The 24050-nt window shown below is 68.3% G+C and carries 27 protein-coding genes; 6 read left to right on the top strand and 21 right to left on the bottom strand.

Annotated elements, in window-relative coordinates; translation table 11 throughout:
- Positions 1 to 74: 74 nt before the first annotated feature.
- Positions 75 to 557: a hypothetical protein gene (locus SLW56_RS06450; RefSeq protein WP_043095737.1), complete on the bottom strand. Its 483-nt coding sequence runs from the start codon at positions 555 to 557 to the stop codon at positions 75 to 77.
- Positions 558 to 1074: 517 nt separating this feature from the next.
- On the opposite strand from SLW56_RS06450, the gene SLW56_RS06445 reads away from it, so the two are divergent.
- On the top strand, positions 1075 to 2451 hold the full coding sequence (locus SLW56_RS06445; RefSeq protein WP_026143485.1) for an amino acid permease: 1377 nt from the start codon (positions 1075 to 1077) through the stop codon (positions 2449 to 2451).
- Between the two features lie 390 nt (positions 2452 to 2841).
- Here SLW56_RS06445 and SLW56_RS06440 read toward each other — a convergent pair whose 3' ends face one another.
- The 13 genes from SLW56_RS06440 to SLW56_RS06380 all read right to left on the bottom strand — a co-directional run bounded on the left by SLW56_RS06440 (position 2842) and on the right by SLW56_RS06380 (position 15558).
- Positions 2842 to 4110 carry an arsenic transporter gene (locus SLW56_RS06440; protein ID WP_320694519.1) on the bottom strand — a complete coding sequence of 423 codons (1269 nt, stop codon included), beginning with the start codon at positions 4108 to 4110 and terminating at the stop codon, positions 2842 to 2844.
- Between the two features lie 256 nt (positions 4111 to 4366).
- Positions 4367 to 4816: a hypothetical protein gene (locus SLW56_RS06435; RefSeq protein WP_152182012.1), complete on the bottom strand. Its 450-nt coding sequence runs from the start codon at positions 4814 to 4816 to the stop codon at positions 4367 to 4369.
- A gap of 341 nt (positions 4817 to 5157) precedes the next feature.
- Positions 5158 to 5898, bottom strand: coding sequence for a tetratricopeptide repeat protein (locus SLW56_RS06430; protein ID WP_226980575.1), 741 nt, complete (start codon positions 5896 to 5898; stop codon positions 5158 to 5160).
- Positions 5899 to 5995: 97 nt separating this feature from the next.
- Positions 5996 to 6814: a prolyl oligopeptidase family serine peptidase gene (locus SLW56_RS06425; RefSeq protein ID WP_017910657.1), complete on the bottom strand. Its 819-nt coding sequence runs from the start codon at positions 6812 to 6814 to the stop codon at positions 5996 to 5998.
- A gap of 211 nt (positions 6815 to 7025) precedes the next feature.
- A complete protein-coding gene (mgtE, locus tag SLW56_RS06420) occupies positions 7026 to 8384 on the bottom strand; it encodes a magnesium transporter (protein WP_010344112.1) in 1359 nt (452 codons plus the stop codon).
- Between the two features lie 470 nt (positions 8385 to 8854).
- Complete coding sequence (gene ptsP / locus SLW56_RS06415; protein ID WP_026143486.1) at positions 8855 to 10573, bottom strand: phosphoenolpyruvate--protein phosphotransferase; 1719 nt, start codon at positions 10571 to 10573, stop codon at positions 8855 to 8857.
- Between the two features lie 58 nt (positions 10574 to 10631).
- The gene (locus tag SLW56_RS06410) at positions 10632 to 10901 is read right to left on the bottom strand and encodes an HPr family phosphocarrier protein (protein WP_010344110.1); all 270 of its coding nucleotides are present in this window, start codon (positions 10899 to 10901) and stop codon (positions 10632 to 10634) included.
- Positions 10894 to 11286: a PTS sugar transporter subunit IIA gene (locus SLW56_RS06405; protein WP_017910659.1), complete on the bottom strand. Its 393-nt coding sequence runs from the start codon at positions 11284 to 11286 to the stop codon at positions 10894 to 10896. The genes SLW56_RS06410 and SLW56_RS06405 overlap by 8 nt, the downstream gene beginning before the upstream one ends.
- Positions 11287 to 11430: 144 nt before the next feature.
- On the bottom strand, positions 11431 to 12309 hold the full coding sequence (gene rapZ / locus SLW56_RS06400; RefSeq protein ID WP_295910447.1) for an RNase adapter RapZ: 879 nt from the start codon (positions 12307 to 12309) through the stop codon (positions 11431 to 11433).
- The gene (gene hprK / locus SLW56_RS06395; RefSeq protein ID WP_017910661.1) at positions 12306 to 13256 is read right to left on the bottom strand and encodes an HPr(Ser) kinase/phosphatase; all 951 of its coding nucleotides are present in this window, start codon (positions 13254 to 13256) and stop codon (positions 12306 to 12308) included. Before hprK ends, rapZ begins: the two co-directional genes overlap by 4 nt.
- Positions 13253 to 13705: a PTS sugar transporter subunit IIA gene (locus SLW56_RS06390; protein WP_017913815.1), complete on the bottom strand. Its 453-nt coding sequence runs from the start codon at positions 13703 to 13705 to the stop codon at positions 13253 to 13255. The genes hprK and SLW56_RS06390 overlap by 4 nt, the downstream gene beginning before the upstream one ends.
- Before the next feature lie 21 nt (positions 13706 to 13726).
- On the bottom strand, positions 13727 to 14044 hold the full coding sequence (gene raiA, locus SLW56_RS06385) for a ribosome-associated translation inhibitor RaiA (protein ID WP_152236581.1): 318 nt from the start codon (positions 14042 to 14044) through the stop codon (positions 13727 to 13729).
- A gap of 50 nt (positions 14045 to 14094) precedes the next feature.
- The gene (locus SLW56_RS06380; protein WP_320694518.1) at positions 14095 to 15558 is read right to left on the bottom strand and encodes an RNA polymerase factor sigma-54; all 1464 of its coding nucleotides are present in this window, start codon (positions 15556 to 15558) and stop codon (positions 14095 to 14097) included.
- Between the two features lie 201 nt (positions 15559 to 15759).
- Between SLW56_RS06380 and SLW56_RS06375 the strand changes: the two genes are divergently transcribed.
- Both SLW56_RS06375 and SLW56_RS06370 read left to right on the top strand, forming a co-directional pair.
- Positions 15760 to 15996 carry a hypothetical protein gene (locus SLW56_RS06375; RefSeq protein ID WP_191091431.1) on the top strand — a complete coding sequence of 79 codons (237 nt, stop codon included), beginning with the start codon at positions 15760 to 15762 and terminating at the stop codon, positions 15994 to 15996.
- A 34-nt stretch (positions 15997 to 16030) separates the two neighbouring features.
- Positions 16031 to 16699, top strand: coding sequence for a hypothetical protein (locus SLW56_RS06370; RefSeq protein WP_295938645.1), 669 nt, complete (start codon positions 16031 to 16033; stop codon positions 16697 to 16699).
- A gap of 28 nt (positions 16700 to 16727) precedes the next feature.
- On the opposite strand, the gene lptB is transcribed toward SLW56_RS06370, so the two are convergent.
- The 5 genes from lptB to SLW56_RS06345 all read right to left on the bottom strand — a co-directional run bounded on the left by lptB (position 16728) and on the right by SLW56_RS06345 (position 20189).
- Positions 16728 to 17447 (bottom strand): LPS export ABC transporter ATP-binding protein, encoded by a 720-nt coding sequence (gene lptB / locus SLW56_RS06365; RefSeq protein ID WP_150410487.1) that lies wholly within the window; start codon positions 17445 to 17447, stop codon positions 16728 to 16730.
- Entirely contained in the window at positions 17447 to 18010 is a 564-nt protein-coding gene (lptA, locus tag SLW56_RS06360; protein WP_150410486.1) for a lipopolysaccharide transport periplasmic protein LptA, read from the bottom strand. Before lptA ends, lptB begins: the two co-directional genes overlap by 1 nt.
- On the bottom strand, positions 17988 to 18554 hold the full coding sequence (lptC, locus tag SLW56_RS06355; protein WP_152182017.1) for an LPS export ABC transporter periplasmic protein LptC: 567 nt from the start codon (positions 18552 to 18554) through the stop codon (positions 17988 to 17990). The genes lptA and lptC overlap by 23 nt, the downstream gene beginning before the upstream one ends.
- Entirely contained in the window at positions 18551 to 19099 is a 549-nt protein-coding gene (locus SLW56_RS06350; RefSeq protein WP_017910666.1) for an HAD hydrolase family protein, read from the bottom strand. The genes lptC and SLW56_RS06350 overlap by 4 nt, the downstream gene beginning before the upstream one ends.
- Before the next feature lie 88 nt (positions 19100 to 19187).
- A complete protein-coding gene (locus tag SLW56_RS06345) occupies positions 19188 to 20189 on the bottom strand; it encodes a KpsF/GutQ family sugar-phosphate isomerase (RefSeq protein ID WP_209244238.1) in 1002 nt (333 codons plus the stop codon).
- 52 nt (positions 20190 to 20241) lie between these two features.
- Here SLW56_RS06345 and SLW56_RS06340 point away from each other — a divergent pair, with 52 nt between their 5' ends.
- The 3 genes from SLW56_RS06340 to SLW56_RS06330 are packed head-to-tail and all read left to right on the top strand — an operon-like array spanning position 20242 to position 22116.
- Positions 20242 to 20484 carry a BolA/IbaG family iron-sulfur metabolism protein gene (locus SLW56_RS06340; RefSeq protein ID WP_010344098.1) on the top strand — a complete coding sequence of 81 codons (243 nt, stop codon included), beginning with the start codon at positions 20242 to 20244 and terminating at the stop codon, positions 20482 to 20484.
- Positions 20485 to 20530: 46 nt separating this feature from the next.
- A complete protein-coding gene (gene murA / locus SLW56_RS06335) occupies positions 20531 to 21805 on the top strand; it encodes a UDP-N-acetylglucosamine 1-carboxyvinyltransferase (RefSeq protein ID WP_320694517.1) in 1275 nt (424 codons plus the stop codon).
- Positions 21802 to 22116 (top strand): hypothetical protein, encoded by a 315-nt coding sequence (locus SLW56_RS06330; protein WP_010344096.1) that lies wholly within the window; start codon positions 21802 to 21804, stop codon positions 22114 to 22116. Before murA ends, SLW56_RS06330 begins: the two co-directional genes overlap by 4 nt.
- A 374-nt stretch (positions 22117 to 22490) precedes the next feature.
- Here the strand turns inward: SLW56_RS06330 and SLW56_RS06325 are convergent, their stop codons facing one another.
- Together SLW56_RS06325 and SLW56_RS06320 are read right to left on the bottom strand one after the other, a co-directional pair.
- Complete coding sequence (locus SLW56_RS06325; RefSeq protein ID WP_017910671.1) at positions 22491 to 23174, bottom strand: DUF3108 domain-containing protein; 684 nt, start codon at positions 23172 to 23174, stop codon at positions 22491 to 22493.
- 2 nt (positions 23175 to 23176) lie between these two features.
- Positions 23177 to 23974, bottom strand: a complete 798-nt coding sequence (locus SLW56_RS06320; protein WP_320694587.1) for a DUF3108 domain-containing protein — start codon at positions 23972 to 23974, stop codon at positions 23177 to 23179.
- Between the last annotated feature and the right edge of the window lie 76 nt (positions 23975 to 24050).

Raw genomic sequence — 24050 nt, 5'->3', positions numbered from 1 at the left:
GGCACCCGCGTCCGCCGATCGACGGCGGTGGGTCACGCTGCGGCCGCCGGGCGCGGCCGCAGCGCGGTCGGCACTTACTGCGGCGGCTTGGTCTGCGGGCTCTTGATCACGTACGAGGTGATGTACTCGCCGTTGGAGCCGTAGACCACCACGATGGTGGTGTTGGCGTCGCGGTAGACCACGGTGGCGTTGCACGGGCAACTCGCCGCGGCGGTGACCATGCCCAGCGGCTGGTTCTTCGCGTCGTTGACCGCGATCATCTGCTCCTCGGCGGCGCTGCCGATCGGCAGCCGTGCCTCGGTGCCCGGCGTGGCGGTGAGCACGGTGATGACCTCGTCCCGCAACGAGTTGATCTGTACGAAGCGCAGGCCGGCCTTCTCGAACGTGTAGACCTTGAACAGCGGCGACAGGCTGACGTTCTTCTTGCCGATGGGCAGGCGTTCGCCCATGCCCTGGATGGCATCGGCGGCGTTGAGCGGTGCGCGCTCGGCGGCCTGCAGGCAGGGCACGGCCAGCGCGGCCGCCAGCACCGTCAGGGTCAGCAACGGTTTGATCATGGTGTCTCTCCTTGTCTGGATGGTACGGACCTGTACGCCATGGGACGAGCGGCAGCCGTGGTCCTTTCCGGCCTGAGCGCCCGCAACGGGCCGTCTCCCGGTCCGTCGTCGCCTGCCGTCCTCCTGGCTCAGCGTGCATGCCCTCATCGGCTGGTACGGAGACAGGAGATTCGGTGGGCGTCGAGTTCAGTATTTCTGACGTTAGTATCGCTGTCAATATGCTAAATCAACGAGATGGAGCAAAAGTCCGCGATGGCTGCGGGTAAGGAATATCCGTACATGTCGGGCATCGAGCGGTGCCGTCGTCTTGCCGGACGTGGGAGGGCCGCCAGCAACGCGCTCGCCGTCCGCCCCGGCGGTGTGGATCGCGGCCGCGTGCGCGGATCCGCGCTGCGTTGCAGCAGCCATGCCGCCGCTGTGCGCCGATCCGCGCTCGCAGGCGGCCAAACGCGCGCGTAGCCGCACGGCATCGTCGCCAGCCTGTATCGTGTCGCGTTTTCCGCACCCGACCGAGCCGATGCCGCATCCGTCCGCGCCTGTCCCGCCTGCCGCCGCACCCGCCTTGCGCCATGCGCTGAAACCGCGGCAACTGATCATGATGGGATTGGGCAGCGCGATCGGCGCCGGCCTGTTCCTGGGCTCCGGCGTCGGCGTGCACGCGGCAGGGCCCGCGGTGCTGATTTCCTACCTGGTCGCCGGCGCGCTGGTGATCATCGTGATGAACGCGCTGGGCGAGATGGCGGCGGCCAAGCCGGCCAGCGGTGCGTTCTCGGTGTACGCCGCCGACGCGATGGGTCCGACTGCCGGCGCCACCGTGGGCTGGCTGTGGTGGCTGCAGTTGGTGATCGTGATCGCCGCCGAGGCCGTGGGTGCCGCCGGCCTGCTGGCGACGGTGTGGCCGGGCTTGCCGGTGCCGTTGGCCGCGATCGCGTTCATGGCCGCGTTCACCGCGATCAACCTGCTGGGCGTGCGCAATTTCGGCGAGTTCGAATTCTGGTTCGCCATCCTCAAGGTCGCGGCGATCGTCGGCTTCATCCTGGTCGGCATCGCCTTGCTGGCCGGCTGGCTGCCCGGGGTGGCCTCGCCGGGCCTGTCCAACGTCACCGGCAACGGCGGCTTCGCGCCGAAGGGCCTGGCTGGCATCGGTGCCGCGCTGCTGGTGGTGGTGTTCGCGTTCGGCGGCACCGAGATCGTGGCGGTCGCCGCGGCCGAGACCGCCGACCCGGAGCGCAGCATCGCCCGCGCCATCCGCACCGTCGCCTGGCGCATCCTGGTGTTCTACATCGGCTCGCTGAGCGTGATCATCGCGGTGGTGCCGTGGCAGAGCGAGGCGCTGAGTTCGCCGTTCGCCGCGGTGCTGCAGGTGGCCCGGATTCCCGGCGCCGCCACCGGCATCACCCTGATCGCGGTGATTGCGCTGCTGTCGGCGCTCAACGCCAATCTGTACGGTGCCTCGCGGATGATCTTCTCGCTGGCCCAGCGCGGCGAAGCGCCGCGCGCGCTGGCCGCGTCCAGCCGCCAGCAGGTGCCGTGGCTGGCGGTGCTGGCCAGCGTGCTGTTCGGCTTCGTCGCCGCGGTGCTGGAACTGCTGTATCCGAACCGGGTGCTGCCGGTGCTGCTGAACATCGTCGGCGCCACCTGCCTGCTGGTGTGGACGATCTCGCTGCTGTCGCAGCTGATCCTGCGTGCGCGCGCCGACCGTGCCGGCACCCGCCTGCCGTTCCGCATGCGCGGCTATCCGGTGCTCACCGTGCTGGCGCTGGCGATCCTGGCGCTGATCTTCGGCCTGCTGGTGGCCTCGCCGGATACCCGCACGCAGTTCCTGTCGATGGCGGCGCTGACCGCGGTCATTGCCGTGGTCAGCGGCGTGGCGCGGCGGCTGCGCGCGGGGTAGGGCGCGCGCTCCAGCGGTGGCGGCATGCCGTTGTGGGAGGGACTTCCGTCCCGACGCGTGAGGGTGTCGGCCGGTGTCGGGCTTCGCTCGTGGCGACTGAGGTCGCTCCCACAGGCGCGGGCTCCGCGCGCGTCATGTCTGCTGCCGTACAGCGGCGCTCGTTGCTTTTCATGGATCAACCGCGGCAGTTGCCGTGGTAAGCCTGTCGCGGCTGAAGCCGCTCCTGTGACGGCACCGACAGCTCGCAGACTCCCTCGGAGCAGCGGCTTCGGCCGCGACGCGGTGCGGTAGAAGCCGCCGCGGCCGACCCGCGGTCGCTGCAGGCCGGGCCTGGGTGCCCATTCCGCGGGCTGGCCGCCATGGGCAATCCGCGAAGTGGGCGCGCGCGACTCAGCCCAGCAGCAGCCGCGCACCCAGCGCGCACAGCAGCGCCGGCGGCATCACCAGCGCGCCGACCTTGAGGAAGCGCCAGAAGCCCACGTCCTCGCCTTCGCGGCGGATCGCGGTCAGCCACAGGATGGTCGCCAGCGAGCCGGTGATGGACAGGTTCGGGCCCAGATCCACGCCGATCAGCAGCGCGTCCACCACCAGTTGCGGCGGCTGCGCCTGGGCCACGGTGGTGCTGGCGATCAGGCCGGCGGGCAGGTTGTTCATCAGGTTGGAGCCGAACGCCAGCAGGGTGCCGGCGATGCCGGCGGTGGCCTGCGGCGAGTGCGCAGCGGCGTCGGCCAGGGTGCGCGCGAGCAGACCGATCACGCCGGTGCGCGACAGCGCCTCCACCAGCACGAACAGGCCGGCGACCAGCGGCAGCACCGACCACGACACCGCCTTGGCCATCGGCAGCGGCGACTGGCGGCCACCCAGGCACACCACGCCCAGCGTCGCCAGGCCGGCCAGACAGGTCGGCAGGCCCAGGTCCAGGCCGAGCGCGGAGACGCCGACCAGCAGCGCGGCGGTGGCGAGGATGCCGACCAGGGCGAAGGTGCCGCCGCGGGTCAGCGGCACCGTGTCCACGCGCGTGGCGCAATGGCCGGTCAGGTCCTTGCGCTCGGCCCAGCGCAGCATCACGAAGGTCACCCCGATCGCCAGCAGCGACGGCAGCGCGAACGCGGCCATCCACGCGCCAAGGGTCGGCATCTTGCCGCCGTACAGCACCAGATTGGCGGGGTTGGAGATCGGCAGCACGAAGCTGGCGGCGTTGGCGATCAGCGCGCAGGCGAACAGCAGCGGCAGCGGCTTGGCGCCGGCCTTGCGCGCGGCCGCGTACACCGCCGGGGTCAGCACCACCGCGGTGGCGTCGTTGGACAGGAACGCGGTGACCACGATGCCGACGCCGAACACCAGCGCGAACAGGCGCTGGGTCGAGCCCTTGGCCAGGTTCACCGCATGCATCGCCACCCAGTCGAACAGACCTTCGGCGCGCGCGGTCTCCGACAGCAGCATCATGCCGATCAGGAACAGGTACACGTCCAGACCCTTGAGTGCCGCCTGCCAGGCCTCGCCGCCGGGCATCAGCCCCAGCACCATCAGCAGCAGCGCGCCGCCCACCGCCCAGCACGCCTCGGGCAGCTTGAACGGCCGCGCGATCACGCCGGCCGTGGCCAGCGCGCAGATGCCCCAGGTGGCGAAATTGGCCGTGTGCGCGCCGGGCATGCTCATGCCGCCGCCGTGGCACGGGCGCCGAGGCGCGTGCGCGAGCAGGCCGCCGGGGCAGGGCAGGGGAGGGCAACGAGAGCGGGCACGGGCATGGGGCGTCGGGCAGCGGAGTGCGAGGGGCGTGCAGGATAGCAGCGGGGCAGGTGCAGGCCGGGCTGGCATGGGCGCTCCGGCGCCCGCGGTTTAGCTTGCGTAGACACGCGCGGCGTGGCGGGCCGTATATCGATGCACGCCCGGGCCGCGCGGCACCGCGGTGCCGCTACCCCAGATGGCGTGCGAGCCATCCTTGCACGAACGCCACCGGCCCGGTCCGCGGCGGCGGCGTCAGCCCGGCGCTGCGCACGAAGCCGGCGGCGGCCTGCGCCAGCGTCTGGTTGGCACGACGCACGGCCTGCTGCGCGGCCGCCTGCTGCTGGCGCAACTGCACCAGGTGCAGCGACGGCCGTCCGGGCGGTGCGAACTTCTGGTCGCGGCGCAGCGCATCGGCGGACAGGCGGGTGGCCTGGCTTGCCTGGTGCAGCGCGTCCAGCGCATCCAGCACCTGCAACAGCCAGCGTCCGCTGTCGCTGAGTTGCAACGCAGCGGCGTCGTCGTGTGCCGGCACCAGCAGTGGCGGAATCGCCGCGCCGGCGACCACCGCTGCGCTCGGCTCCAGGGCGCGCAGGCGGGCATGGAACGCGGTTTGCGATGAAGAGATGGCGGTCGCCATGCCGGGCCTATGCACGAAAGCGCGGACTGTACGCGGTTTGGCGCGTCGCCGCACAGCCGATGGCGTCGCGCAGCTGGAACTGTCGTCGTCGACCGGGCGCGTCACGCGGGGCCGCTGCCGCTGCGCACTGCCTGCAGCGCAGCGGCCATGTTCGCCGCGTTGGGCCCGATCGCACCGTCGGTGTTGCCGGCCGTCGACGTACGCTGCGCGTGTCGGCGACGCACCTGCCAGGCCCGCGCCGATCGGCGTGGCAGTGGACCCATGCACACAGGCCTGCGGCGGTGTCGCTGCCGGAGGCGTGCATCACCTCGGCGCGGCATGCGCGGAAGCGCGGGCAGGACCTAATGCGCTTGCGACGCTGCCGCTTCCATCTGGTCGAGATACTGCAGTTCGTGCAGGGCGACAGCATTGCCGGGTTCAAGCTCCAGCGACTGCTGCAGGGCCGCGCGGGCGCCGGCCTTGTCCGGGGTGTCGATCAACAGCGAGCCGATGCCGCGTAGCGCGATCGCGCGGCCTGCCCGCGCCCGCGGCGAGACGTCGGCCAGGGCCAGCGCCTGCCGATAGGTGGCGAGCGCTTCGTCCGTGCGCCCGAGGTTGCGCAACGCATAGCCGCGTTCGGTGTAGGCGGAGAACAGATACGGCCCGAGCGCGATGGCCTGATCAAGCCATGCCAGCGCCTCCGACCACTGCCGTTGTGCGGCGGCGGCAAAGCCACGCATCTGCAGTGCGTTGGCGCAACTGAGGTCGATCCATTCGGTCGGCTGGCCGTCGTCATGGGCGGCCATGTAGGCCTCGTACTCGTGCACGTCGGCGACGCTGATCACGCGCAGGCCGGGCCGTTGCCAACTGCTGCAATGGGCGATGATCCGGTCCAGCAGGGCGATGTCCGCCGCATCCATGCTGTCCAAGCGTGTCTGCAGCGCGGCGATGTCCTTGCGGTATTCCACGCCGGGGCGGGCGGTCGCCGCCTTGCTCTGCAGGTAGGTGGTGACCGGTTCGGTCAGCGCCTGTGCCGTCGCGCCGTGGCTGGCGCAGGCCAACAGCGCGCACACGATGGCGCACAGCATCCCCTTGTGTCGCATGCATCCCCCTGCATCGAACGGTGATCGAAGATCGGCAGTGCGCGGACAGGCCGGTTACGCCGTCGCGCACGTGCGCGCGGCGCAGGGCGGGCCGCGCTCAGTTGTCCGCGGTCGTCTGCGTGGCGGCGTCGCTGCGCTTCTGCGCGAACAGCCACTGCCACATCTTCGGATCGCGGTAGGTGGCATCCCAGGCGTTGTGGTTGCCCTGCGGGTATTCGGTGTAGCGCACGTCGGCGTCGAGGTTCTTGAATGCACGGACGATCTTGCGGTCGTCGTGCGGCAGCACCACGTCGTCCTGGGCGCCGTGGAAGATCCACACCGGCACGTGCCGCAGGCGCTGCGCCAGGGCGCTGTAGGGGTCGGCCAGATAGGCCACCGGCGTCACCACCAGGTATTCGCGGTCTTCGTGCGGGGAGAGGATCGCGCCGCAGATCGGTACCAGCGCAGCGAAGCGCTGCGGCTGCTTCAGGGCGATCTCCCAGGTGCCGTAGCCGCCCATCGACATGCCGGTCAGGTAGGTGCGCTGCGGGTCGCCGTTGAACTCGGCACTGCTGTCGTCCAGCGCCTGCAGCGCCATGGTCGCGTTGGCGCCGTTCCATTCCTCGCCGTCGGGTGCCTGCGGCATCACCACCAGGGCCGGGAAATCGGCCAGGTGGCGGCGCAGGTACGGGCCCAGTCCGGCCGTGGTCTGGTCGCGGCCATCGTCGCCGCGCTCGCCGGAGCCGTGCAGGAACAGCACCACCGGCACCGGGCCCTGGCGATGCGCCGGCGCCGGCACGAACACCTGGTAGCGGTAGATGCGTCCGTCGAGGCTGAGCTGGCGGCTGACGAAGTGGCCGGTGGCCGGGTCGCTGGGCAGAGTGCTGCAGCCGACCATCGACAGGCACAGCAGAAGCAGCAACGAACGCATCGACATGGCCGGCCCTCGGATGGGAAGGCCGCAGTATCGTGGGCGCGACGTCTCCACGACAACCCGGGCAGGGGCGGCGGACATGCGCCAGTCAGCCGGCGGCCAAGGCGCGTGCTGGCGTGGCGTGACCGTCGTGCACCGGTGGATGCGGCGACGCGCGCTGCTGCCGCTCCGTGCGGCGCGCCGGCGGGAACCGCGCCCGCCGTACGCATACGCCCTACAGTAGGACCAAGGTGGCCAGGCCGAGGAAGCTGAGGAAGCCCATCACGTCGGTCAGCGTGGTCAGGATCACCCCGCCGGCCAGCGCCGGATCGAAGCCCAGGCGCTTGAGCGTCAGCGGCACCAGCACGCCGCCCAGCGCGGCGGTGAGCAGGTTGATGGTCAGCGCCGAGCCGATCACCAGCGACAGCAGCGGCTGCTTGAACCACAGCAGCACGATCAGGCCCAGGCCGATGCCCAGCGCCAGGCCGTTGATCAGCGCCACCGACAGTTCCTTGCGCAGCAGCACGATCACGTTGGAGGCGCCGATCTGGCCCAGGGCCAGGCCGCGCACCATCAGCGCCAGCACCTGGGTGCCGGCGTTGCCGCCCATGCCGGCCACGATCGGCATCAGCGCGGCCAGCGCCACCAGCTTGGCGATGGTGCCCTCGAACTGGCCGACCACGCTGGAGGCGATGAAGGCGGTGCCGAGGTTGATGGTCAGCCACAGCAGGCGGCGCCGGAACGCGCGCCGCACCGGGCTGAACAGGTCCTCGTCCTCGTCCAGGCCGGCGGCGCTCATCGCCTGGTGCTCGGCCTGGTCGCGGATGATGTCGACCACGTCGTCGATGGTGATGCGGCCGAGCAGGATGTTGTTGTCGTCCACCACCGGCGCGGAGATCCAGTCGTGGTCGGAGAACTGCCGCGCGACCTCGTCGGCGCCTTCGCCGACGTCGATCGCCGGCTGCTCGTCGTCGATCAGCCGGTTGATCGGGGTGGAATCCTCGTGGGTCACCAGCGCCGCCAGCGACACCCGCCCCAGGTACTGGTGGCGGCGGCTGACCACGAACAGGTGGTCGGTGTGGTCCGGCAATTCGCCGCGCAGGCGCAGGTAGCGCAGCACCACGTCGACGTTGACGTCTGCGCGCACGGTGACCACGTCCGGGTTCATCAGGCGGCCGGCGCTGTCCTCGGGATACGACAGCACCTGCTCGAGCCGCTCGCGGTTCTCGCGGTCCATCGACTTGAGCACTTCGTCGATGACCGTGTCCGGCAAGTCCTCGACCAGGTTCGCCAGGTCGTCGATGTCCAGGTCTTCGACCGCGGCGACGATTTCGTCCGGGTCCATGTCCGCGAGCAGGCTCTCGCGCACTTCCTCGCCGACGTGGACCAGCACCTCGCCGTCGTCCTCCGGATCGACCAGCCCCCACACCACCTCGCGCTTGCCCGGCGGCAACGACTCCAGCAGGTTGCCGATCTCGGCCGGCGCCAGCGTATTGACCAGCCGCCGCACCGGGCCCAGGCGCCCGCTGTCCAGCGCATCGGACAGCATGCGCAGCTGCCGCGCGGTCTTGTCGTGGCGGACGGCGTCGGCCATGCGCTGCTCCCTTGGGGTGAGGCCGCGCTCCGGAGAAACGCGGTGGGTCAGATGTTCATCCCAACATTATCGCCTGCATGTTGCGGGAAGCACAGTGTTGGTGGAGCCGGGAGTGGGGAATGGGGAATCGGGAATCGCAAGTGCAGAGCGAAGCAGCGTCAGTGCGCGGGGAGAAAAGCGACGGGGTAGCAAGCGAAAAACTGCTCTCGGGGAAGGGGGCGAGAGGCAAATGGCAGGGGGCAGGAACAGGGGAGCAGGAGAATGGGTAGCACCGAGAAGGAAGCAGAGAGCAGACCAGAAGGCAGGAAGGCAGAAAGGCAGGGAGAGGGATGTCGATCGGAATGACGCATGTACGCCGGCACGCGGGCGACGGCTTTTTTGTGGGAGGGACTTCAGTCCCGACGCGATAAGGGTTCGGGCGTCGGGACTGAAGTCCCTCCCACAAGGCAATGCCGCAACACGCACGGGAACTACCCGATCGCGCAACCCAGCCAGCGCTCGATGCCCTTGCGGTCGCGCGCCTGCAGCAGTTTGGCGCCGCGCTGGCGCAGGGTCTGCAGGTCGGTGTCGCGGATCACCTGGCGTACTTCCAGCATCGTCGCCGGGTGCAGGCTGAACTCGCGCAGCCCCAGCGCCAGCAGCATCGGCGTCAGTGCCGGGTCGCCGGCGATCTCGCCGCACACCGCCACCGGCTTGCCATGGGCCTGGCCGGTGGCGATCACCTGCGCGATCAGCCGCAGCACCGCCGGATGCAGCGGCGAATACAGCGCGGCCACTGCTTCGTTGTTGCGGTCTGCGGCGAGCAGGTACTGCACCAGGTCGTTGGTGCCGATCGACAGGAAGTCGATCGTGTCGATGAAGGTATCCAGGGCCAGCGCTGCGGCCGGCACCTCGATCATCGCGCCGAGTTGCACCTGCTCGGCGATGGCATGACCGTCGCGGCGCAACTGCGCGGCGATGCGCTTGAGATGGCGGCGCATCGCCAGTAGTTCCTCGCGCGTGCTGACCATCGGCACCAGCACCCGCACCGGGCCGTAGGCGGAGGCGCGCAGCAGCGCGCGCAACTGGGTGTCGGAGACCTTGGGCCGGGCCAGCGACAGGCGCACGCCGCGCAGCCCCAGCGCCGGGTTTTCTTCGTTGCTCATGGTCAGGCCGGTGCGATCGGCCTTGTCCGCGCCCAGGTCCAGGGTGCGGATGGTGACCGGCCGTCCGCTCATGCCCAGCACCGCGTCGCGGTAGGTATGGAACTGTTCTTCCTCGTCGGGCAGGGCGTCGCGCTGCAGGAACAGGAATTCGGTGCGGTACAGGCCCAGGCCGTCGGCGCCCAGCGCATGCGCGCGGGTGACGTCGTCGCGCGACTCGGCATTGGCCAGCAGGGTGATGTCCACGCCGTCGCGGGTGCGGCTGGGCTTGGAGCGCAGCTTGCCCAGGCTGCGCTGCAGCTTGGCCTGCTCGCGCACGCGGCTGCGGTAGTCGCGCAGGTCGTCCGGGGTCGGGTCGACCAGCACCGCGCCCTGGGTGCCGTCGATGATCAGCACGTCGCCGTCGTTGATCTTCTGCAGCGCGTCGGCGACGCCGACCACCAGCGGCAGGTGCAGGCTGCGCGCCAGGATCGCGCTGTGCGAGAGGGTGCTGCCGGCGCTGGTGACGATGCCGACCACGCCCTGCGCCTGCAGTTGCGCCAGTTCCGACGGCGCCACGTTCTCGCACACCAGAATCTCGCCGGCCAGGCCTTCGCTGTCCGGCTGGCGCTTCTGCAGGAACGCATGGATCCGCCCGATCACATGGTCCAGATCGTCCATGCGGCTCTTGAGGTAGGCGTCTTCCATGTCGTCGAACACGGTCGCCAGGCGGTCGCGCTGCAGGCGCAGCGCGTAGTCGGCGCTGTAGCGGCCGGTGCGGATCAGTTCGTCCAGGCCGTGCAGCAATTCCGGGTCGTCGAGCAGCAGCGCGTGCAGGTCGAGGAATTCGCCGACCTCCTTGGCCAGGGCGCCGTGCAGGCGCTGGCGCAGGCCGTGCATCTCCTCGCGCGCGGCGTCCACCGCGCGGTGCAGGCGATCGAGTTCTTCGGGGATCTGCGCGGCGCCGATGCGTTGCTCGGCCACCTCCAGCGCATGCGGCAGGCGCACCCGCGCCCGGCCCAGGGCATTGCCGCGCGAGGCGCCATGGCCGGCGATACGCACGCTCACCGCGCGTGCCCCATGCGGCGGCACCGCGTCCCTGCCTGCGGCCGCCGGGGGCGCATGCTCAGCTGTCCTCGTCGAAGCGCCGCTCGAACAGGTCGACCACGGCCTTGAGCGCCTCGGCTTCGTCGGCGCCGTCCACTCGCACCGTCACCGGCGTGCCCTGTGCGGCGGCCAGCAGCATCACGCCCATGATGCTCTTGGCGTTGACCTCGCGGCCCTTGGCCGCCAGCGTGGCGTTGCAGCGGAACGAGGACAGCGTCTGCACCAGCTTGGCAGTGGCGCGGGCGTGCAGGCCGAGGCGGTTGGAGACCAGCAGTTCGCGTTCAAGCATCGTCGATCACCACGCCGTTGCGCGAGCCGGCGGCGGCGGTCGCGGGCAACTGCTCCAGTCCTTGTTCGGGGTAGTTCATGATCCGCAGCAGCATCGGCAGGCTCAACGCCGAGACGCGCCGCACCGGCGTGCCCAGGCGCGCCAGCCGTGCGGCGAGGTTGCTCGGGCTGGCGCCGTACAGATCCGTAACCACCAGCACGCCATCGCCGTCGTCCACCCGCCGCAACGCGGCAGATGCGTTCGGTAGCAGCGCGTCGAGGTCGGCGTCGAACGGCACCTCGAAGGCTTCGGTTTTCAGCGGCAATTGCCGCAACAGCCGGGTCGCCACGCTCAGCAGCGCGGCGCCGATCCCAGGGTGGGTGATGAGGAGAATGCCACAGGCCATGGGAGAACGTTAACAGGTCAGGCAGGGCGCAGGGAATGCCTGTGGGGAGCGGAGATTGGGGATTCGGGATTGGGATTCGCAAGAGCCAGAGCAATGCCGCTTTTGCCAATCCCGAATCCCCGATCCCGAATCCCGGCTTTTCGATCAATCCTGCTCGCGATGGAAGGTCGCCACTTCCGGCCAGCCCTGTTCGCGGGCGTGGCCGGCCAGGCGTTCGGCCAGGTAGACCGAGCGGTGCTTGCCGCCGGTGCAGCCGAAGGCGATGGTCACGTAGCTGCGGGTGTCGTTGCGCAGCCGCGGCAGCCAGGTGTCGAGGAAGTCGATCAGTTGCGCGGTGTAGCGCTGCACATCTGGTTGCGCGTCCAGGTACTCGCGCACGCCGCTGTCGCGGCCGGTCATCGGCCGCAGTTCCGGGTCCCAGTGCGGATTCGGCAGCACCCGCGCGTCGAACACGAAATCCGCCTCGGCCGGCACCCCGCGCTTGTAGGCGAAGGACTCGAACAGCAGCGACAGGGTGTTCTCGCTGGACAGCGCGAACTCGGTGGTGACCCGCCGGCGCAGCTGGTGCACGTTGAGCGTGCTGGTGTCGATCACCGCATCGGCCGCCTCGCGCAGTGGCTCGGTCAGGGCGCGCTCGCGCTCGATCGCTTCCGGCAGCGACAGGCCCTGACGCGACAGCGGATGGCGCCGGCGCGTGTCGGCGTAGCGCTTGATCAGCGCCTCGTCGTTGGCGTCGAAGAACAGCAGTCGCGCATCCAGGCCGAACTGCGCCACCGCCTCGCGCCAGCGCGAGAGCTGACTCAGGTCGCTATGGCGGCTGCGCACGTCGATGCCCACCGCCAGTTTGCTGGGGCCGGCATCCTCGCGTACCAGGCTCTTGACGAAGGCTGGCAGCAGTTCCACCGGCAGGTTGTCGACGCAGTAGTAGTCCAGGTCCTCGAAGGTCTTCAGCGCCACCGACTTGCCGGAGCCGGACAGGCCGCTGACGATGACCAGGGTGGAGGTGGGGGCGCCGTCGGTCATGGGCTGCGCCGCTCCAGCAGGTTGCTGTGGCGGGCGATGAACATCGCCGCCGGATCGATGCCCTTGGTGCGCAGGATGTGCAGGCGCGTGGCGGCCTCGGTCAGCACCGCCAGGTTGCGGCCGGGCATCACCGGCAGGGTGATCAGCGGCACGTCCAGGTCCAGCACGTGGCGGGTCCCGGAATCGCCGGTGAGGCGCTCGTAGCCATGGGGCGTGGGCTCGGTCATGGGCCGGGTCAGGTGCACGATGAGCCGAAGGTACTTGTTCTTCTTTACAGCCGTGTCGCCGAACATCTCGCGAACGTTGAGCACGCCGAGCCCGCGCACTTCCAGCAGGTCCTGCAGCAGTTCCGGGCAGGTGCCGTCGAGCACGTCGGGGGCGATCTGGGTGAATTCGGGGGCGTCGTCGGCGACCAGGCGGTGGCCGCGGCTGAGCAGTTCCAGCGCCAGTTCGCTCTTGCCCGAACCCGCCTCGCCGGTGATCAGCACGCCGATCGAGTAGATCTCCATGAACACGCCATGCAGGATCACCCGCGGCGCCAGCGTGCGTGCCAGGTGGTAGGACAGGTGATTGAGCAGTTCGTGGCCGCGCTTGGGCGAGACCCACAGCGGCGTGTCGGATTCGTCGGCGGCCGCGCGCAGGTCTTCCGGGCACGACTGGTTCTTGGTGACCACCAGCGCCAGCGGCCGCACCTGCACGATCTTCTCGATGGTCTCCCAGCGCTGGCGCGCGTCCAGCGAGTCCAGCCAGGCCAGTTCCTCGGTGCCGAGGATCTGCACCTTGTTGGGGTAGATGGTGTTGAGATAGCCGGCCAGCGACGGGCGCCGCGAGACCGCATTGCCGGCCTCCAGCACCCGGTGTTCGCCCTTGTGCCCGGCGATCCAGCGCAGGCCCAGGCGGTCGCGCTGCTGGTCGAACAGCTCGCGTGCGTCGATGCTGGTGTTCATGCGGCGGCCCGTGGCGCGCCGCCGAGCAGCGCATACAGTGCGGCGGCGTCCGGCGCATTGCGCAGGGCGTCGCGGAATTCCTCGATGGAGAACTGCTCGGCCAGTTCGGACAGCAGCATCAGGTGTTGGTGGGTGTAGTGCGCCGGGACCGCCATGGCGAAGATCAGGTCGACCAGGGTGCCCTGGCCGTCGAAATCGATCGGCTGCTGCAGGCGCAGCAGCGCGCCACGTGGGGCGTCCAGGTCCGGCGCGCGGCCGTGCGGGATGGCGATGCCGTGGCCGATGGCGGTGCTGCCGAGCTGCTCGCGCTCGCGCAGGCTGGCGAAGAGTTCATCGGCGCCGGCCTGCTGGCAGGCCAGCAGACCGGCAGCGGTGTGCAGCAGGGTGTCGCGATCGGCGGCCGGAAGCACCTGGGTGCTGACGGCCGCCATCAGATCGGTCAAGGGCATGGCGGCGCAACGTGGGGAGGATCACGCGAGATTGTCGCGCACCTCGGCCGCATGGTGGTCGTGCTTCTTTTCCTTGTGCTTGATGATCAGCCGGTCCAGCTTGTCGGCGAGCAGGTCGATCGCCGCGTACATGGTCTGCGCGGTGGCGTCGGCGTGCAGGGTGCGGCCGGGGACATTGACCGTGGCCTCGACGTGATGGTCGGGCTTGCGCAGCGCCAGCTGGGCGCGGACCTCGATGGTTTCCTCGTAGTGTCGCTTCAGCCGTTGCAGCTTGGTCTCCACATACTCGCGCAGGGCGGGGGTGACTTCGATCTGCTGGCCGTAGGTCTCGATACGCATCGGATACTCCTTGGTTCGGGTTTCACACCTATGAACCATCGCCGCCGCCGCTAGCCGATTCGAACGCGTTCGTGGGAGGCGGAAATGTTCATGGCCTCACGATACTTCGCCACGGTGCGGCGCGCTACAGGCACGCCGGCACTTTTCAGCAGGTCGGCCAGCTTGGCGTCAGAAAGCGGCTTGCGCGGATTTTCCGCCTCGATCAGCCGGCGGATCATCGCCTGGATCGCCGTGCTGGACGCCTCGCCGCCGCTGTCGGTGTCGATGCCCGAGGCGAAGAAGGCGCGCAGCGGGATGGTGCCGCGCGGGGTGCGCACGTACTTGCGGGCGATGGCGCGCGAGATGGTGCTTTCGTGCAGGCCCAGTTCGCCAGCGATCTCGCGCAGGGTCAGCGGCCGCAGCGCCTGTTCGCCGAACTCCAGGAAGCCGGCCTGCTGCTTGAGCAGGCACCGGGTCACCTTGAGCAGGGTCTCGCCGCGCGCCTCCAGGCTCTTCAGCAGCCAGCGCGCTTCCTGCAGTTGCCCGCGCAGATAGCCGGCGTCGCTTTCGCCGCACTGGCGGATCAGCCGCTCGTAGCCGCGGTGGATAGTGACCTTGGGCTGGGCGTGCGCCGACAACGCCGCATGCCAGACCCCGCGCTGGCGCCAGACCACGCAATCGGGCACCACGTAGGTGTCGCTGCCCAGTTCGCCGATCTGCTTGCCCGGGCGCGGGTCCAGCGAGCGCAGCAGCGTGACCGCGGTGTCGACCTCCGCCGTCGGCCGCTTGAGTTCGTGGGCCAGTCCGGCCACGCCGCTGCGCGGCAACCGCTCCAGCGGACCGTTGGCGATGATGCGGGCCAGCGCCAGCCCCGGCGTGTCCTCGGGCAGGATGTCCAACTGCAGGGTCAGACACTCGCCCAGGCTGCGCGCGGCGATGCCGGCCGGGTCGAAGCGCTGGATCTGGTGCAGCACGGTGAGGATCTCGTCCTCCTCGGCGGCGATGTCCGGGCGCAGGGTCTCGGCGATCGCGGCCAGCGGTTCGCGCAGGTAGCCATCGTCGTCCAGCGCGTCGATCAGCGCCGCGCCGATGCTGCGGTCGCGCGCGGACAGCGGCGACAGGTGCAACTGCCACAGCAGGTGATCGATCAGGGTGTCCGGCTCGGCCACGCGCTCGGCCGCGCTGCCCAGGTCGTCGTCGTCGAACGACCCGCCGCTGCCGCCGGCCCAGGCCGGTTCGGCGTCGGCCCAGTCGGCGCCGTCGCTGGCCGGCGCGGATTCGCCGCGGTCGCCATCGCCGTCGCTACGTGTCTCGCCTGCCGCGTGGTCGCGGTCAAGGCCGTGGTCGGCGCCTTCGCTGCGTTCGAACGCCGGTGCAGCGTCCTCGGACCATTCCAGCAGTGGATTGCTCTCCACCGCCTCGGCGATCTCCACCTCCAGCTCGGCGCTGGACATCTGCAACAGCTTGATCGCCTGCCGCAACTGCGGCGTCATGACCAGGTGCTGTCCCAGCGATGTCTGCAGCCGTGCTTTCATCCGTCTTAAGTGATTAGGGAAACGGCCCTAAATCTTAGCGCTGTATGGCAGAGGTTACTTGCTTGCTCTTGGCGGAACAGGCAAAGCGACGTCTCAATAGTGCATCTTGACGATTTGTTAATTTTTGTGATAAGTATCCCGGTGCCGGCTCTTTCAGGTTGGCGCAAAAACTACGGCTAAATTACAAAAGGAGTTTGTGCTATGGCTTTCGTCGTTCCCGGTGTCAAGAATTTCATCAAAGTTCTCCCCTTTTTTGCTCTTCTGGCCTTCAGTAATTCTGCTTCCGCTAGCAGTTCTGTAACCATTGGCGGTACAACCACAACTTGCGAGAACAGTTGTGTTGTAACTCTGACTGGAAATGGCGGCTATTCGATTACTGATTGCTGTGGCGGGAGAATTGAAACTGTTATTATGCCGCGCACCAAGCCTGGCGCTTAACTTCCAATAATTTAATTTTTGTATCGGGGTTGCAATGAAGATTGGTCATCTAAGGTTAATTGGTGTCTTTATTGCAGCCCTTTTGATTGTGGTGGCGGCATCGTTTTATGTGGGGGAGGGGCACTTTAGTGTGCGCAAATTAGATGGTGCGCAGCTCAGGAGTTCTCCCATCGCCAGTGGTAAGAGTTCCACCGAAACAGCTGTTAACGTAGGCGGCAATGATGGGGAGAGTGCTGGAGAGGTTGCGGATGTAACAAAGACGTCCTTGCGCGGTCTGAAGACTGGATCGGGACCTTTTGCTGGTGAAGCTGTATTACTGAGCGGGGATAGTATGTCGCTGGGTAAAGCTAAGATTCTTTTCGATAGGGAAAATTTTCCGTCCCTGCTGAATGGATTTGAGAGGAAATACTCTGGCGATCCTGAGGCTCAAGCTTTGAAGAGGTTGTATTTCTCCGATATGAAGCGTCAGTTGTCAGGGCGTAGTGATATAAGTGGAGTTGATTTTGAGTGCGGAACTACGGTGTGTATTGGGGCGCTGCGCCTGAAAGGCGGGGTTGATGATCCTAATCTCGTTGAATCTACACTTGGAAAAACAAATCCAGTCTATGGCCTTATGGAGACTTCGGATGTAGTTGGGGATGTCATAGAAAAAAGATTTTCCTTCTCTGTGGATCCCAAGGTAAATTCGATTTCTTCAAATTAGCCGGTATTAAGTTCAATGATCGTGGAAGCTAAAGCTTAAAGGTTTCTCCGAGGTATACTCGGCGCACTTCAGAATTTGCGAGTAGGGTCTCTGGAGAGCCTTGCGCCAATACGCTGCCGTCATTGAGAATATAAGCCCGGTCGCAGATTCCCAAGGTTTCGCGAACATTGTGATCGGTTATCAATACGCCGATGCCGCGCTGCTTGAGGTGGGTGACGATGCGCTGGATTTCGCCGACCGAGATCGGGTCGACGCCGGCGAAGGGCTCGTCGAGCAACATCAGCCGCGGCTTGGCCGCCAGCGCGCGGGCGATCTCGCAACGACGGCGCTCGCCGCCGGAGAGGCTGGCGCCGAGTTGGTCGGCGACGTGGCTGATCTGAAGTTCGTCCAGCAGCGCCACCAGTTCGCGTTCCTGGCCGGCGGCGTCCAAATCCTCGCGCAGTTCCAGCACCAGGCGGATATTGTCGGCGACGCTGAGCTTGCGGAACACTGACGGTTCCTGCGGCAGGTAGCCGACGCCGAGTTTGGCGCGCTTGTACATCGGTAATGCCGTGATGTCGTTGCCGTCAAGCACGATGCGTCCGGCATCGGCGTCGACCAGGCCGACAATCATGTAGAAGCAGGTGGTCTTGCCGGCACCGTTGGGGCCAAGCAAGCCAACAACTTCGCCGGCCTCCAGGGTCAGTGCGAAGTCACGCACCACTTCGCGTTGCTTGTAGCGCTTGCGCAGGCCTTCGACGAGTAACATCACTGGCCTCCTTGCTTCGGCTTGCCTGCTGCCGGAACTGGCTTGGCGGCGGATTTGGCGCCATTGGCTGGGACGGGGTTCTTCGGCTGGATCACTGTATGTACACGCGTACCGTCACCGCCACCCTGCATGTTTCCGGTCTTAGTGTTGTAGACCATGCGCTGGCCAGCGTTGGTTCCCTTCGGTGAGGTCATGCGGTAGTTCCCCGTCAGGATCACGGTGTCGTTGGAGACCGTGTAGTCAATATTGTCGGCGACACCGTCTATTGGTGAACCATCATCCATTTCTTGTTTGAGTGTTGCCTGCTTGCCCTTGAGTAGCACGCGGTCGATCTCCCCATTCTTGCGGAAGATGTCGGCGCTATCGGCGTGCACTTCCAGCGTGCCTTGGGTGATGACGACGTTCCCGGACAAGTGACACTTGCCGTTATCGTCAATCAGGTTGCAATCGCTGGCGTCAGAATTGATGTCCATCGGCTGGTTGCGGTCGGTCGACTTGGCCAGCGCCAGGGTCGGCAGCAGCAGGGCGAGCAGGGCGAGCTTAGCGGGCAGCATTCGGTTCATAACGGGACTTGACCTGTGAAAGGAGCTTGTACTGCCGGGATTTCAAGTCGACCTGGAAGCCGACGCCGGTCTGCATCATACCGGGCCGGGTCATGGTGACCGGGTCGGCGGTGCGTGCGCTGTTGGTCTGCGGGAAGACGTCCAGGCTCTGGGTACGGAAGGTGGTGGGCGGGATGCTGGGCACCTTGGGGCTGTCGCCGGCGACGTCGTCGCGCAGGCGCAGTTCGTCGCCGTTGGCGCTGACCCAGCCGGTCTTGCTGCGCATTTCCCAGTGCTGGCCGTTGGCGTCGGGCAGCAGGAACAGCGGGGTCACGATCGACATGGTCTGGTCGGCGCGGCTGCGTTCCATCTGCGGCGCGCGCAGGGTCATCGCTTCCTTGCCCTGCTTGTCCAGGCTGACGATCTCGAAGTCGCGGGCGATGTAGTCCACGCTGGCTTCGTCGGACGGATTGCGGCTGGGCTTGCTGCGCTGGTTCCAGGCCGACCAGCCGCTGATCAGGGCGCCGACCAGCAGCAGGCCGCCGAGAGTGGTACGCCAGTTCATGCGCCATGCTCCTGCAGCAGTGAGGGGACATGGCCCTGTGCGGCCAGCAGCACGTCGCACAATTCGCGGGCGGCGCCTTCGCCGCCGCGGGCGCGGGTGGTCCAGTGCACGTGTTCGGCGGTCCAGGGATGGGCGTTGGCCGGGGCGACCGCCAGGCCGACCACGCGCAGCGGCGCCAGGTCGGGCAGGTCGTCGCCCATGAAGCAGACCTGCTCCAGGCCGATGCCGCGCTCGTCGCACAGCGCCTGCACCCCGGCGCGCTTGTCCTTGACCCCGATCTGCACCAGCAGGCCCAGCTCCTGGCCGCGCTTCTCCGCGGCCAGGCTGGGCCGCGCGGTGATCAGCGCCACGTCGATGCCGTGCCGGCGCAACTGCACCAGGCCCTGGCCGTCGAGCACGTTGAAGGCTTTGCTCTCGTTGCCGTCGCGGTCGTAGTACAGGCGGCCGTCGGTCAGCGTGCCGTCCACGTCGAAGCACGCCAGGCGGATCCGGGCGGCGCGGTCGATCAGGTCGGCGGGAAGGTCGGCCAGCGGGGAATAGGGCATGTTCGGGATATCGGGGCGGGGAGGCCGGCTTTCCAGCGGCCAGGGCCAGCGGCGTGGGGCACCGCGGGCAGTGAACGGGTTCAGCCTGTTAAACCACTCTGGCGCGCAACAGGTCGTGAATGTTGAGCGCGCCGACCGCGCGGCCGGCCGCGTCGACCACGATCAGGCCGTTGATCTGGTGGGTCTCCATCAGCCGTGCGGCCTCGGCGGCGAGCTGGTCGGCGCCAATGGTACGCGGCTGCCGGGTCATCACCTCGGCGATGCGGGTCTGGCGCACGTCCAGCGCGCTGTCCAGGGCGCGGCGCAGGTCGCCGTCGGTGAACAGCCCGAGCAGGCGGTCTTCGGCGTCCACCACCGCGGTCATGCCCAGGCGCTTGCGGCTCATCTCCACCAGCGCCTCGCTGAGGCTGGCGTCCTCGCGCACCTTGGGCAGTTCGTCGCCGCGGTGCATGACGTCGGTGATGTGCAGCAGCAGGCGGCGGCCGAGGCTGCCGGCCGGGTGCGAGCGGGCGAAGTCGTCGGCGGTGAAGCCGCGCGCGTCCAGCAGCGCCACCGCCAGCGCATCGCCCAGCGCCAGCGAGGCGGTGGTGCTGGAGGTCGGCGCCAGGTCCAGCGGGCAGGCCTCGGCCGGCACGCTGACGTCCAGGTGCAGGTCGGCCTCGCGCGCCAGCGTGGACTGCGCGCGCCCGGTCATCGCGATCACCGCGTTGCCCTGGCGCTTGAGCACCGGCAGCAGCATCAGGATCTCGTCGGACTCGCCGGAGTAGGACAGCGCCAGGACCACATCGGCATCGGTGATCATGCCCAGGTCGCCATGCCCGGCCTCGCCCGGGTGCACGAAGAACGCCGGGGTGCCGGTCGAGGCGAGAGTGGCGGCGATCTTGCGCGCCACGTGGCCGGACTTGCCCATGCCGGTGGCGACCACGCGCCCGCGCGAACCCAGGATCAATCGGCAGGCGGCGGCGAAGTCGGCACCGATGCGCGCGCCGACCGCCGCCAGCGCGGCCTGCTCGATCTCGACCACGCGACGGCCGCTGGCGACCAGGCCGGCGTCGTCGGGCATCGTGGGAGACAGGGGCGATACATCCATGCGGGTGCCGGTCGGAGGGTAGAATGGCCGATCATTTTATTAGGAAAGCCCGGTGGACGCCGAAACCATCCGTAAACTCATCGAGGCTGGCCTGCCGGACGCGCAGGTGCAGGTGCAGGGCGACGACGGCGTGCACTTCGAGGCCACCGTGGTCAGCGCCGCCTTCGCCGGCAAGTTGCCGCTGGCCCGCCACCGCATGGTCTACGCCACCCTGGGCGAGCTGATGGGCGGCGCGATCCACGCGCTGGCGCTGAACACCCTGACCCCCGAACAGGCCGAGCGCGCCGCCGGCTGAGCCGCAGCGCGCCCGTTTCTCCCCTTTCAATTCCCCCACGAGACCCATGGCCAAAATCGTAGTGACCGGCGGCAACGCGCTGCACGGTGAAGTGAACATTTCCGGCGCCAAGAACGCCGTGCTGCCGATCCTCTGCGCGACCCTGCTGGCCGATGCGCCGGTGGAGATCACCAACGTGCCGCAGCTGCACGACGTGATCACCACGGTGAAGCTGCTCGGCGAGCTGGGCGCGGAAGTCACCATCGACGAAGGCACGCTGTCGCGCGGCAGCGCGATCACCGTCGACCCGCGCAAGGTCCACCAGCACGTCGCCCCGTACGAACTCGTGCGCACCATGCGCGCCTCGATCCTGGTGCTGGGCCCGCTGCTGGCCAAGTTCGGTGCGGCCGAAGTGTCGCTGCCGGGCGGTTGCGCGATCGGCTCGCGGCCGGTCGACCAGCACATCAAGGGCCTGCAGGCGCTGGGCGCGGAGATCAGTGTCGAGAACGGCTACATCAAGGCCAGCAGCAACGGCCGGCTCAAGGGCGGCCGCTACGTGTTCGACATGGTCAGCGTCACCGGCACCGAGAACGTGCTGATGGCCGCGGCCCTGGCCGACGGCACCACCGTGCTGGAGAACGCGGCGATGGAGCCGGAGGTCAGCGACCTGGCCGACTGCCTGATCGCGCTGGGCGCGAAGATCGAAGGCGCCGGTACCTCGCGCATCGTCGTGCACGGCGTGGAGCGCCTGTCCGGCGGCCGCCACGCGGTGCTGCCGGACCGCATCGAGACCGGCACCTTCCTGGTCGCCGCGGCGATGACCGGCGGCAGCGTGACCGTGCGCCGCGCCCGCGCCGACACCCTCGACGCGGTGCTGGACAAGCTCACCGAGGCCGGCGCCAGCATCGAGGCTGGCGAGGACTGGATCCGCCTGGACATGCACGGCAAGCGCCCGCGCGCGGTCAGCCTGACCACCGCGCCGTATCCGGCGTTCCCCACCGACATGCAGGCGCAGTTCATGGCGCTCAACTGCGTGGCCGATGGCGTCGGCGTGATCAACGAAACGATCTTCGAGAACCGTTTCATGCACGTCAACGAACTGCTGCGCCTGGGCGCGGACATCCAGATCGAAGGGCATACGGCGATCGTGCGCGGCGCCGAGCGGCTCAGCGGCGCGCCGGTGATGGCCACCGACCTGCGCGCCTCGGCCTCGCTGATCCTGGCCGGCCTGGTCGCCGACGGCGACACCACCATCGACCGCATCTACCACCTGGACCGGGGGTACGAGAACATCGAGGAGAAGCTGGGGGCGCTGGGCGCGTCCATCCGGCGCGTCGCATGATCCTCAGCGGCCGCTTCAGCCGCCGGCGCAAGGTGCTGCTGGCGATCGTGGTGGTGCTGCTGGCCTGGGTCGGCTATGCCTGGTACACCGGCATCGCCATCACCCAGGGCATCGAGGAGCGCGACATGGACTGGAACGGCGACGGCCAAGTCACCCGCGACGAGATCTGGCAGTCGTTCTATGCGGTCGGCGTGAGCCGCACCCAGAACGGCCCGCGCGAATGCAGCACCTTCTACTGGCGCAGCACCGGCGCGCAGATCCGCGTTGATTGCCGCACCACCTTCAAGGCCGCCCCGGCGGAGAAGAAGTAACGGCGTGGGGCAGGGCGCTGCCTGAGCGGCGCCCGCCTAGGCTGTTCACCAAGGCAGAGCGCTACCTGTCGCCCCGTTGCATGTTCCATGGATGGGCGTCGACTCGCGCCGTTTGGAGCTCCTGCAAGCGCTCGCCGGTTTCCGCAGGGCGATTCGCGTACTCGCGTCGGGGCTGAAGCCCCTCCCACATGGGAAGCACCACGGGCAGGGAGTTGCTGTTGCGATTCCCCAATCCCGGCTCCCCAATCCCAGCCCTCACACGGGAACGATCACGCACGGGGAACCGCTTTCACGATTCCCCACTCCCGATTCCCAATTCCCGCGGCGAAGCCGCTTTCACGATTCCCCACTCTCCATTCCCCATTCCCGGCTTCTCAGCGCAACGCCTTGATCGTCAGGTCCAGCGCGTCCTGGCCGTTCTCGCGCTGCAGGATGCGCACCGGCACCGGCATGTCCGGCACGATCCAGGCGATGATTTCCTTGGAGCCGTCGGTGCGGCTGACCTTGGTCGCCTGCTCGGTCTTGCCGTTGACGGTGACCGCTTCCTTGCCGGCGACGCGGTAGGTCATCGGCTTGGCGCGGCCCTCGTCGACCATGCGGTAGCTCGGGGTCTTGCCGGCGTTGACGTCGCGCGCGATCGCCAGGTTGATCAGCAGCGCGTCCATATCGCCCGGCTGCAGCTTCACCGGGCCGCGGCGGTCGGCCTTGAGATCGCCGCCCCAGGTCGCCTGGCCGGTGCTCCAGTCGTAGTTGGCGGTCACCGCCTTCTTCTTGATCAGGAACACCGAGCGGTCGTCGCTGCTGAGCGGACGCAGCTGTCCGCCCTTTTCCTCGAACACGGTGCTCTGGCTGAGGTCGGCGACCTGGTTCTTGATCGCCAGGCTGTAGCGCCAGCGGTCGGCGCCTTGCTTGGCCAGGGTCATCACGCCGTTGGCCTGCATGCCCATGTAGCTGGCCTGGTAGTCCGCGGTGAACGGCTCCAGGGCCAGGGCGGGCAGGCTCGCCGTGGCCAGCAGGGCGGCGGCGAGGGCGGTCAGCGGGCGGGCGATGCGGGTCATGGTCAGGCTCCTTGGTATTCGGTCAGGCGCAGGTCGATGCGGTCTTCGCCATCTTCGCGCTGCAGGATGCGCACCGGCGTCGGCACGCCGTTGGCGATCCACAGGATGGTCTCATTGCGGCCGCCATTGGTGCGCGACACCCGCAATGCGTCGTAGCTGATGTCGCCGACCTGCACGGTCTCGGTCTGGTCGGCGGCGCGGTAGACATGTTCGCGCACCCGGCCGACGTCGACGAAGCGGTAGGTCATGGTCTTGCCGGGCTGTGCGTCGCGCATCAGCGAGAGGTTGAGCAGCAGCGCGCTCTGGTCGCCGGGCTGCAGCGGGATCGGCGCCTGCCGGTCCTTCTTCAGGTCGCCGTCCCAGCGCGCCACGCCCTGTTTCCAGTCGTACACGCCGGTGACCTTCTTGCCGAAGAACACCGCCTTCTTGACCGTGCTCTGGCTTTGCGGGACGTAGCGGCCGTCCTGCACGGTGAACACCGTGCTCTGTTCGATGTTGAGGCCGAGGATGCTGGCGAAGCCGCTGCGGCCATGCACGCCCAGGTCGACCCGCCACTGGTCGCCGCCGGTATGCACCACGTCCATGCGCGCGTCGCCGGCCGGCTTGCCCTTGTACAGGGCATCGTAGGTGGCGACGAAGGGCTGCAGCGGCGGCGGCGTCCAGGCCTCCGCCGGCAGCGCCGGCGCCGCTGCGGCGGCCGGTGCAGGTGCAGGTGCGCCGGTGGCGGGCGCGGTCGGGGCGGGGGCGGTCTGCGGCGCCGGCTGCGCGGCGGGCGCCGGCGCGACCTGCGCAGCGACGATGGGCGCCAGCAGGCCGAGGCCGGACGCGACGAGGAAGGCGAACGGACGCGGAGCGAGCTTCATGGGATCGGCTGGC

The sequence above is a fragment of the Xanthomonas sp. LF07-6 genome (assembly GCF_034105445.1).
GTDB lineage: Bacteria > Pseudomonadota > Gammaproteobacteria > Xanthomonadales > Xanthomonadaceae > Xanthomonas_A > Xanthomonas_A sontii.
The sequence above is the reverse complement of the archived record's forward strand: the minus strand, read 5'-3'. Positions and strand labels throughout refer to the sequence as shown.

Excerpts from the sequence above, each read along its gene's own strand:
- rapZ (WP_295910447.1), bottom strand. The coding sequence starts at position 12,309 with ATGACCGACGGCGCCCCCACCTCCACCCTGGTCATCGTCAGCGGCCTG.
- SLW56_RS06430 (WP_226980575.1), bottom strand. The coding sequence starts at position 5,898 with ATGCGACACAAGGGGATGCTGTGCGCCATCGTGTGCGCGCTGTTGGCC.
- SLW56_RS06370 (WP_295938645.1), top strand. The coding sequence starts at position 16,031 with ATGAAGATTGGTCATCTAAGGTTAATTGGTGTCTTTATTGCAGCCCTT.
- mgtE (WP_010344112.1), bottom strand. The coding sequence starts at position 8,384 with ATGGCCGACGCCGTCCGCCACGACAAGACCGCGCGGCAGCTGCGCATG.
- SLW56_RS06410 (WP_010344110.1), bottom strand. The coding sequence starts at position 10,901 with ATGCTTGAACGCGAACTGCTGGTCTCCAACCGCCTCGGCCTGCACGCC.
- lptA (WP_150410486.1), bottom strand. The coding sequence starts at position 18,010 with ATGAACCGAATGCTGCCCGCTAAGCTCGCCCTGCTCGCCCTGCTGCTG.
- hprK (WP_017910661.1), bottom strand. The coding sequence starts at position 13,256 with ATGAACACCAGCATCGACGCACGCGAGCTGTTCGACCAGCAGCGCGAC.
- lptB (WP_150410487.1), bottom strand. The coding sequence starts at position 17,447 with ATGTTACTCGTCGAAGGCCTGCGCAAGCGCTACAAGCAACGCGAAGTG.
- SLW56_RS06435 (WP_152182012.1), bottom strand. The coding sequence starts at position 4,816 with ATGGCGACCGCCATCTCTTCATCGCAAACCGCGTTCCATGCCCGCCTG.
- murA (WP_320694517.1), top strand. The coding sequence starts at position 20,531 with ATGGCCAAAATCGTAGTGACCGGCGGCAACGCGCTGCACGGTGAAGTG.
- SLW56_RS06445 (WP_026143485.1), top strand. The coding sequence starts at position 1,075 with ATGCCGCATCCGTCCGCGCCTGTCCCGCCTGCCGCCGCACCCGCCTTG.
- SLW56_RS06425 (WP_017910657.1), bottom strand. The coding sequence starts at position 6,814 with ATGTCGATGCGTTCGTTGCTGCTTCTGCTGTGCCTGTCGATGGTCGGC.
- SLW56_RS06450 (WP_043095737.1), bottom strand. The coding sequence starts at position 557 with ATGATCAAACCGTTGCTGACCCTGACGGTGCTGGCGGCCGCGCTGGCC.
- SLW56_RS06380 (WP_320694518.1), bottom strand. The coding sequence starts at position 15,558 with ATGAAAGCACGGCTGCAGACATCGCTGGGACAGCACCTGGTCATGACG.
- SLW56_RS06405 (WP_017910659.1), bottom strand. The coding sequence starts at position 11,286 with ATGGCCTGTGGCATTCTCCTCATCACCCACCCTGGGATCGGCGCCGCG.
- SLW56_RS06350 (WP_017910666.1), bottom strand. The coding sequence starts at position 19,099 with ATGCCCTATTCCCCGCTGGCCGACCTTCCCGCCGACCTGATCGACCGC.
- SLW56_RS06440 (WP_320694519.1), bottom strand. The coding sequence starts at position 4,110 with ATGAGCATGCCCGGCGCGCACACGGCCAATTTCGCCACCTGGGGCATC.
- SLW56_RS06345 (WP_209244238.1), bottom strand. The coding sequence starts at position 20,189 with ATGGATGTATCGCCCCTGTCTCCCACGATGCCCGACGACGCCGGCCTG.
- raiA (WP_152236581.1), bottom strand. The coding sequence starts at position 14,044 with ATGCGTATCGAGACCTACGGCCAGCAGATCGAAGTCACCCCCGCCCTG.
- SLW56_RS06390 (WP_017913815.1), bottom strand. The coding sequence starts at position 13,705 with ATGCCCTTGACCGATCTGATGGCGGCCGTCAGCACCCAGGTGCTTCCG.
- lptC (WP_152182017.1), bottom strand. The coding sequence starts at position 18,554 with ATGAACTGGCGTACCACTCTCGGCGGCCTGCTGCTGGTCGGCGCCCTG.
- SLW56_RS06375 (WP_191091431.1), top strand. The coding sequence starts at position 15,760 with ATGGCTTTCGTCGTTCCCGGTGTCAAGAATTTCATCAAAGTTCTCCCC.
- SLW56_RS06325 (WP_017910671.1), bottom strand. The coding sequence starts at position 23,174 with ATGACCCGCATCGCCCGCCCGCTGACCGCCCTCGCCGCCGCCCTGCTG.
- SLW56_RS06330 (WP_010344096.1), top strand. The coding sequence starts at position 21,802 with ATGATCCTCAGCGGCCGCTTCAGCCGCCGGCGCAAGGTGCTGCTGGCG.